6 protein-coding genes are annotated in these 6662 nt (G+C 73.5%); 4 read left to right on the top strand and 2 right to left on the bottom strand.

Annotated elements, in window-relative coordinates:
- Positions 1–61 precede the first annotated feature (61 nt).
- Entirely contained in the window at positions 62–1378 is a 1317-nt protein-coding gene (locus L7D48_RS23705; RefSeq protein WP_237882278.1) for an acetyl-CoA C-acetyltransferase, read from the bottom strand.
- A 74-nt stretch (positions 1379–1452) separates the two neighbouring features.
- Here L7D48_RS23705 and L7D48_RS23700 point away from each other — a divergent pair, with 74 nt between their 5' ends.
- Positions 1453–2811 carry a 3-oxoacyl-ACP reductase gene (locus L7D48_RS23700; protein WP_237882276.1) on the top strand — a complete coding sequence of 453 codons (1359 nt, stop codon included), beginning with the start codon at positions 1453–1455 and terminating at the stop codon, positions 2809–2811.
- Between the two features lie 6 nt (positions 2812–2817).
- Positions 2818–3786, top strand: a complete 969-nt coding sequence (locus L7D48_RS23695; protein ID WP_237882274.1) for a MaoC/PaaZ C-terminal domain-containing protein — start codon at positions 2818–2820, stop codon at positions 3784–3786.
- Here the strand turns inward: L7D48_RS23695 and L7D48_RS23690 are convergent.
- Positions 3772–4536, bottom strand: a complete 765-nt coding sequence (locus tag L7D48_RS23690) for a TetR/AcrR family transcriptional regulator (protein WP_237882272.1) — start codon at positions 4534–4536, stop codon at positions 3772–3774. The genes L7D48_RS23695 and L7D48_RS23690 overlap by 15 nt on opposite strands.
- A gap of 80 nt (positions 4537–4616) precedes the next feature.
- Here L7D48_RS23690 and L7D48_RS23685 point away from each other — a divergent pair, with 80 nt between their 5' ends.
- On the top strand, positions 4617–5087 hold the full coding sequence (locus tag L7D48_RS23685; RefSeq protein WP_237882271.1) for an SCP2 sterol-binding domain-containing protein: 471 nt from the start codon (positions 4617–4619) through the stop codon (positions 5085–5087).
- Between the two features lie 16 nt (positions 5088–5103).
- Positions 5104–6318, top strand: a complete 1215-nt coding sequence (locus L7D48_RS23680; RefSeq protein WP_237882269.1) for an acyl-CoA dehydrogenase family protein — start codon at positions 5104–5106, stop codon at positions 6316–6318.
- Positions 6319–6662 lie beyond the last annotated feature (344 nt).

Here is a 6662-nt window from a genome sequence, read left to right as displayed (position 1 = left end):
GGGGAGAGGAGTGGGGAAAGGGGCGGGCCCGTACGGGCGGTGGTTCGTACGGGCCCGGCGGTCAGCGTTCGAGGATCGCGGTCACGCCCTGTCCGCCCGCGGCGCAGATCGATATCAGACCGCGTACGGTCGGCTCTCCCCCGTCGCCGGGTCCGCCGCGCTCGGCGGCCTTCTCGTGGAGCAGCTTGGCGAGGGTTCCCACGATCCGGCCGCCGGTGGCGGCGAAGGGGTGCCCGGCGGCGAGGGAGGAGCCGGCGACGTTGAGCCGGTCGCGGTCGACGGTGCCCAGCGGGCCGGGCAGGCCCAGGCGGCGGACGCAGAAGTCCTCGTCCTCCCAGGCGGCGAGGGTGGCCAGGACCTGGGAGGCGAACGCCTCGTGGATCTCGTACAGATCGAGGTCGCCCAGCTTCAGCCCGGCGCCCTGGAGCAGCTTCGGCACGGCGTACGCCGGTGCCATGAGCAGTCCGTCGGGGCCGTCGACGAAGTCGACGGCGGCGGCTCGTGAATGGGTGAGGTAGGCCAGCACCGGCAGGCCGCGCTCGGCGGCCCACTCCTCGCTCGCCAGCAGCACGGTGGAGGCGCCGTCGGACAGCGGGGTGGAGTTTCCGGCGGTCATGGTGGCCCCCTCGCCCCCGCCGAACACCGGCTTGAGGCGGGCGAGTTTATCCGGCGTGCTGTCCGGACGCAGGTTCTGGTCCCGCTCCAGGCCCCGGAACGGGGTGACCAGGTCGTCGAGGAAGCCGCGCTCGTAGGCGGCGGCCAGGCGCTGGTGGCTGGTGGCGGCCAGGGCGTCCTGGTCGGCGCGGGCGATGCCCCACTCGGCGGCGGTGCGGGCGGCGTGCTCGCCCATCGACAGGCCGGTGCGCGGCTCGGCGTTGCGGGGGATGTCGGGGACGGCGTGCCGGGGGCGCAGGCCGGCCAGGGCGCCCAGGCGCTGGGGCAGGGAGCGGGCCCGGCGGGCCTTGAGCAGCAGTTTCCGCAGGTCGTCGTTGACGCCCAGCGGTGCGTCGCTGGCGGTGTCCACACCGCCGGCGACACCGCACTCGATCTGCCCCAGGGCGATCTTGTTGGCCACGAGGATGACGGTCTCCAGGCCCGTTCCGCAGGCCTGCTGGACGTCGTAGGCGGGAGTGCGGTGGTCCAGCGTGCTGCCGAGCACCACCTCCCGGGCCAGGTTGAAGTCCCGGCTGTGCTTGAGGACCGCTCCCGCGGCGAACTCCCCCAGCACCTCGCCGCGCAGGCCGTGGCGCTCGATCAGGCCGGCCAGGGCGGCGGAGAGCATCTCCTGGTTGGAGGCGGTGGCGTAGGGCCCGTCCGCCCGGGCGAAGGGGATGCGGTTGCTGCCGACGATCGCGACGCGGCGGACGGCCGTTGCCATGGCCACCACTCCTTGTGGTAGGAAACCTCTCTACTTACTTCGGAGTAAACTTACTCATGCGTAAGGAGAAATCAATGGTGGATCGCTACCAGAAACTGACGGCCTCCGGACCCGGGGCGCTCCTGGCCCGGCGCCTGGGGCTGCCGCGCCCGGAGATCCTGGAGCGCCACCGCCCGGGCCGTCCCGTCCTGTCCGGCCCGGTGGTCGTGGACGGCGCCGGGGGCGGCCGGCTGACCGGGCCGCTGCGCGAACTGGTGGCCGCGCTGCCGGGCGCCTCCGGCGGCCCCTCCGGTTCGCGGGACGCCCCCGCCGCGCTGGTCTTCGACGCCACCGGCATCACCGACAGCGGCGGGCTGCGCGCCCTGCACGACTTCTTCCACCCGCGGATCCGCTCACTGGCTCCCTGCGGCCGGGTCGTGGTCCTGGGCACCCCGCCCGAGGCGGCCGGCGGGGTGCGGCAGGCCGCCGCCCAGCGGGCGCTGGAGGGCTTCGTGCGCTCGGTCGGCAAGGAGCTGCGGCGCGGGGCGACCGCGCACCTGCTGCTCGTCGCGCCCGGCGCGGAGGACGCGATGGAGTCCACCCTGCGCTTCGCGCTCTCGGCCCGTTCCGCCTACGTCTCCGGCCAGGTGCTCCGGATCGGGGAACCGGTCGCGGGAGGTGCCGCGCCGGCCGACTGGGAGCGCCCGCTTCAGGGGAGGACGGCCGTGGTCACCGGAGCGGCGCGCGGCATCGGCGCGGTGGTGGCCGGGACTCTGGCCCGGGACGGGGCGACGGTGGTCTGCCTGGACGTGCCCGGCCAGGGCGGGGAGCTGCGCGAGCTGGCCGGGCGGATCGACGGGGACGCGCTGGAGCTGGACATCACCGCCGACGGTGCCGCCGACGCCCTGGCGGAGCACCTGAGCGACCGTCACGGCGGCGTGGACGTCGTGGTGCACAACGCGGGCATCACCCGCGACAAGACCCTGGGCCGGATGGACGCCGCGAAGTGGGACTCGGTGATCGCGGTCAACCTCACCGCGGTGGAGCGCCTGACCGAACGCCTGCTGGAGCTCCGGGAGTCCGGGGAGCCGGTGCTGCGCGAGGGCGGCCGGATCGTGTGCACCTCCTCCATCAGCGGCATCGCGGGCAACGTCGGGCAGACCAACTACGCGGCGAGCAAGGCAGGGCTGATCGGGCTGGTCCAGGCCCTCGCCCCGGTCGTGGCCGAACGCGGCGTCACCGTCAACGCGGTGGCCCCGGGCTTCATCGAGACGAGGATGACGGCGGCGGTGCCCCTGTTCGTGAGGGAGGCGGGCCGCCGTATGAACAGCATGAAGCAGGGCGGGCAGCCCGTCGACGTGGCCGAGGCCGTCGCCTATCTCGCCTCGCCCGGCAGCGGCGGGGTCAGCGGCCAGGTACTGCGGGTGTGCGGCCAGTCCCTGCTGGGAGCGTGAGGGGGCGTGGAGGACGTGAAGGGACCAGAGGGCACGGAGGGCGCCGGGGGCGCGGGGAGCGCCGGCCGCGGGGAGCCGGAGACGCTGGAGTTGCCGTCCGCGCCGGGCACGGCCGGGCTGTACGTCCGCGCGATGCTGCCCAAGTCCGGCGGTACGAGGGGCCGTCCGCTGCCGGCACGGCGACTGGTGCTGCGCGATGTCGCGGCCGACCCGGAGCGGCTGCGCCGCTACGCCGAGGTCTGCGGCTTCGCCGACGCCGCCCGGCTGCCCGTGACGTACCCGCACATCGTCGCCTTTCCGCTGGCGATGTCGCTGATGACCCGGCGGGACTTCCCGCTGCCGCTGCTCGGGCTGGTGCACATCGCCAACCGGATCGACCGGCACAGGCCGGTCGAGGCCGGGGAGCGGCTCACCTACCGGGTGTGGGCCGGGGACCTGCGACCGCACCCGAAGGGCACCGCCTTCGACGTGACGGCCGAGGCCGACGACGGGACCCGTACGGTGTGGCGGTCGGTCAGCACGTATCTGCGCCGGGGGCGCGCGGCGGCCGGCCCCGCGCAGGGCGCCGGAGCCCGCTCCGGCAAGGCCGCGTCCGGCGCTCCGGGCGGTCCGGTATTGGAGGAGCGCTGGGAGGTGCCCGGTTCGGCGGGGCGCGCGTACGCCGCCGTCTCCGGCGACCGCAACCCGATCCATCTGCACCCGCTCACCGCGCGGCTGTTCGGCTTCCCGCGCGCCATCGCGCACGGCATGTGGACCAAGGCCCGCTGTCTGGCGGCGCTGGAGAGGCACCTGCCCGGCGCCTGCCGGGTGGACGTCTCCTTCCGGACCCCGGTCCCGCTGCCCTCGGCGGTGCGCTTCCGTGCCACGGGCCCGGCCGCGTCCGCCGGCACCGGCGTGCTGTGGGACTTCGGGCTGCGCGGTGACGGCGGCACGGGGCGCGAGCACCTGCGCGGCGAGGTCTCAGCCCTGGACTGAGCGCTCCGGGGCCACCGGCGCCTGCGGTGCCCCGGACGCTCCCGGTGTCCCGGACGTTTCCGGTGTCCCGGCCCTCCCGGCGGACGCGGCCGGGCCCGGGGCACCGGAATCCGCCGGAGGTGTCCAGACCTCCCCGGCCAGCACGTTGCGCATGCCCACCCACACCATGTTCATCAGGCGCCGGGTGACCCGCTCGGGGGACTCCCCGGGGTGGCGCTCCATCCAGTCGGTGAGCGAGTCCGCCGCCCCCACCAGCGCGTGGGCCACGAAGTCGGCCTCCTCCTCGGCGACCGGGACCGGCCCGAGGGCCTCGCCGATCCCGTCCCGGACCAGGCCCGCGACCTCGGCCATGACCGCGCGGCGGGCCTGTGCGACCTCCGTGGTGATGGCCTCGCTGAGCTGCGACGCCTGGCGGTGGAGGACGACCCAGCTGTCGCGGTGCTCGGCCACGAAGGCGAAGAACGCCGACAGCCCCGCCCACAGCCGCAGCTCCGGGGTGCGCACATCGCGCGCCGCGCCCTGGAAGGCCGCCACCAGCCGCTCGGCCTCGCGGCGCAGGCAGGCCAGGAACAGGCCCTCCTTGGAGTCGAGGTAGAGGTAGACCATCGGCTTGGAGATGCCCGCCAGCTCGGCGATCTCGTCCACCGAGGCGGGGTGGTATCCGCGCCTGGCGAAGACCTGGACCGCCACGTCGATGATCTGCTGTTCCCGGATCCGCCGGGGCACCCGTCGCCTGCGTTCGCCACTCACTCTTGCCAGCCTACCTACCGCGTCGTAATCTTACTCACCAGTAAATTTACTCTTGAGTAAGAAGAGTGAAGGGGAACCCCATGACCAACGGCGTCAGCCGGGAGCCGACCGACCTCGCCGCCCTCGACTTCGCCGCCGTCTCCCCCGAGGAGTTCGCGCGGATCGTCAAGGGCCTGTCCACCAAGGAGATCGACGGGATCATGCGCGGCGAGCTGCGGATGCGCGTACTGGACGAGGTCTTCCGGCGCATGGAGCGGCAGTTCCGCCCCGAGCGGGCCGGATCGCTGGAAGCCGTGATCCGCTGGAAGGTCACCGGGGAGAGCGAGGTCGTCCGCGAGATCGCCATCTCCGGCGGCACCTGCACCGTCCACGAGGGCCGCGGCGAGACCGACCCGCGCGTGACCCTGACCATGGGCGACGCCGAGTTCCTCAGGCTCGTCTCCGGCAACGCCAGCCCCGTGACGATGTTCATGACGCGCAGGCTGAAGCTGGCCGGCGACGTCGGCCTGGCCTCCGGCCTGACCCGCTACTTCGACATCCCCAAGGCGTGAGGAGCGAGCGCGGATCATGAGCGGTTTCTGCCTCGACCTCACCGAGGAGCAGAGCGACCTGCGCGAGTGGGTGCACGGCTTCGCCGCCGACGTCGTGCGCCCGGCCGCCTCCGAGTGGGACGAGCGGGAGGAGACCCCCTGGCCCGTCATACAGGAGGCGGCGAGGATCGGCCTGTACGGCTTCGAGTCCCTGGCCGACATGTACGGCGACCCCTCGGGCCTGTCCCTCCAGATCGCCAACGAGGAGCTGTTCTGGGGCGACGCCGGCATCGGCATGGCCCTGTTCGGCACCTCGCTGGCGGTGGCGGGCATCTTCTCCGCCGGCACCCCCGACCAGCTCGCCGAGTGGGTTCCGCAGTGCTTCGGCGACGAGGACGACCCCAAGGTGGCGGCCTTCTGCGTCTCCGAGCCCGAGGCCGGATCCGACGTCTCGGCCATGCGCACCCGCGCCCGGTACGACGAGGCGAGGGACGAGTGGGTGATCAGCGGCCAGAAGGCGTGGATCACCAACGGCGGCATCGCCAACGTGCACGTGGTGGTGGCCTCGGTGGAGCCGGAGCTCGGCGCGCGCGGCCAGGCGGCGTTCATCGTCCCGCCCGGCACGCCCGGCCTGGAGGCCGGCCGCAAGATCAGAAAGCTGGGCCTGCGGGCGTCGCACACCGCCGACGTCTTCCTGGACGAGGTGCGGGTGCCGGGCCACTGCCTGCTGGGCGGCAGGGAGAAGCTGGAGGCGCGTCTGGCCCGCGCCCGCGAGGGCGGACGGGCCAAGGGGCAGGCCGCCATGGCGACCTTCGAGGTGAGCCGGCCCACCGTGGGCGCGCAGGCGCTCGGCATCGCGCGCGCCGCCTACGAGTACGCCCTGGAGTACGCGGGCGGCCGTGTCGCCTTCGGCCGTCCCATCGTCGAGAACCAGGCCGTCGCCTTCGCCCTGGCCGATCTGCGGACCGAGATCGAGGCCGTCCGCCTGCTGATCTGGCAGGCGGCCTGGATGGCCCGCAACAACCGCGCCTTCGACGCGGCCCAGGGCTCGATGTCCAAGCTGCGCGCCGGTGAACTGGCCGTCGCCGCCACCGAGAAGGCCGTACAGGTCCTCGGCGGCGCCGGGTACAGCCGGGAGCATCCGGTGGAGCGGATGTACCGGGACGCCAAGATCTACACGATCTTCGAGGGCACCAGCGAGATCCAGCGCCTGGTGATCGCCCGCGCGGTCTCCGGCCGCCACATCCGCTGACCCGGTCCCCCGCCGCTCCACCGCATCGTCCGTCCGCGTCCCCGGCCCCGGGGGCGCGGACGGAAACGTTCCGTTCCGCGCCCCCAACTCGCCTTTCCCGCAGGCCTCTTGTGACCCGCGTCACCACGTGGCTAGACTCCCGCCCGCTGTGATTCACACACGGTTTCTTCGCACGTCGACCATCGGATCCGACCTTCACGCACACCACGTGGAGTTCGAGTGGGGGGACTGCGCATGGAACGAGAACCGGCGTCACGGAAGACGAGCGCTTTACCCGCGTTGATCCGCCTGGACGCGCTGCTCTCCACACGGTTGTCCGTGTCGCTTCCCACCCCGCGCACCGC

Origin of the sequence: Streptomyces sp. ICN903 (assembly GCF_022015835.1) — a bacterium.
GTDB classification, from domain to species: domain Bacteria; phylum Actinomycetota; class Actinomycetes; order Streptomycetales; family Streptomycetaceae; genus Streptomyces; species Streptomyces fenghuangensis.
This window is presented reverse-complemented; position numbering and strand designations above follow the sequence as displayed.

What these genes read in the sequence shown, in the direction of transcription:
- L7D48_RS23705 (WP_237882278.1), bottom strand. Translation starts at nt 1,378, where the DNA reads ATGGCAACGGCCGTCCGCCGCGTCGCGATCGTCGGCAGCAACCGCATC.
- L7D48_RS23700 (WP_237882276.1), top strand. Translation starts at nt 1,453, where the DNA reads ATGGTGGATCGCTACCAGAAACTGACGGCCTCCGGACCCGGGGCGCTC.
- L7D48_RS23685 (WP_237882271.1), top strand. Translation starts at nt 4,617, where the DNA reads ATGACCAACGGCGTCAGCCGGGAGCCGACCGACCTCGCCGCCCTCGAC.
- L7D48_RS23680 (WP_237882269.1), top strand. Translation starts at nt 5,104, where the DNA reads ATGAGCGGTTTCTGCCTCGACCTCACCGAGGAGCAGAGCGACCTGCGC.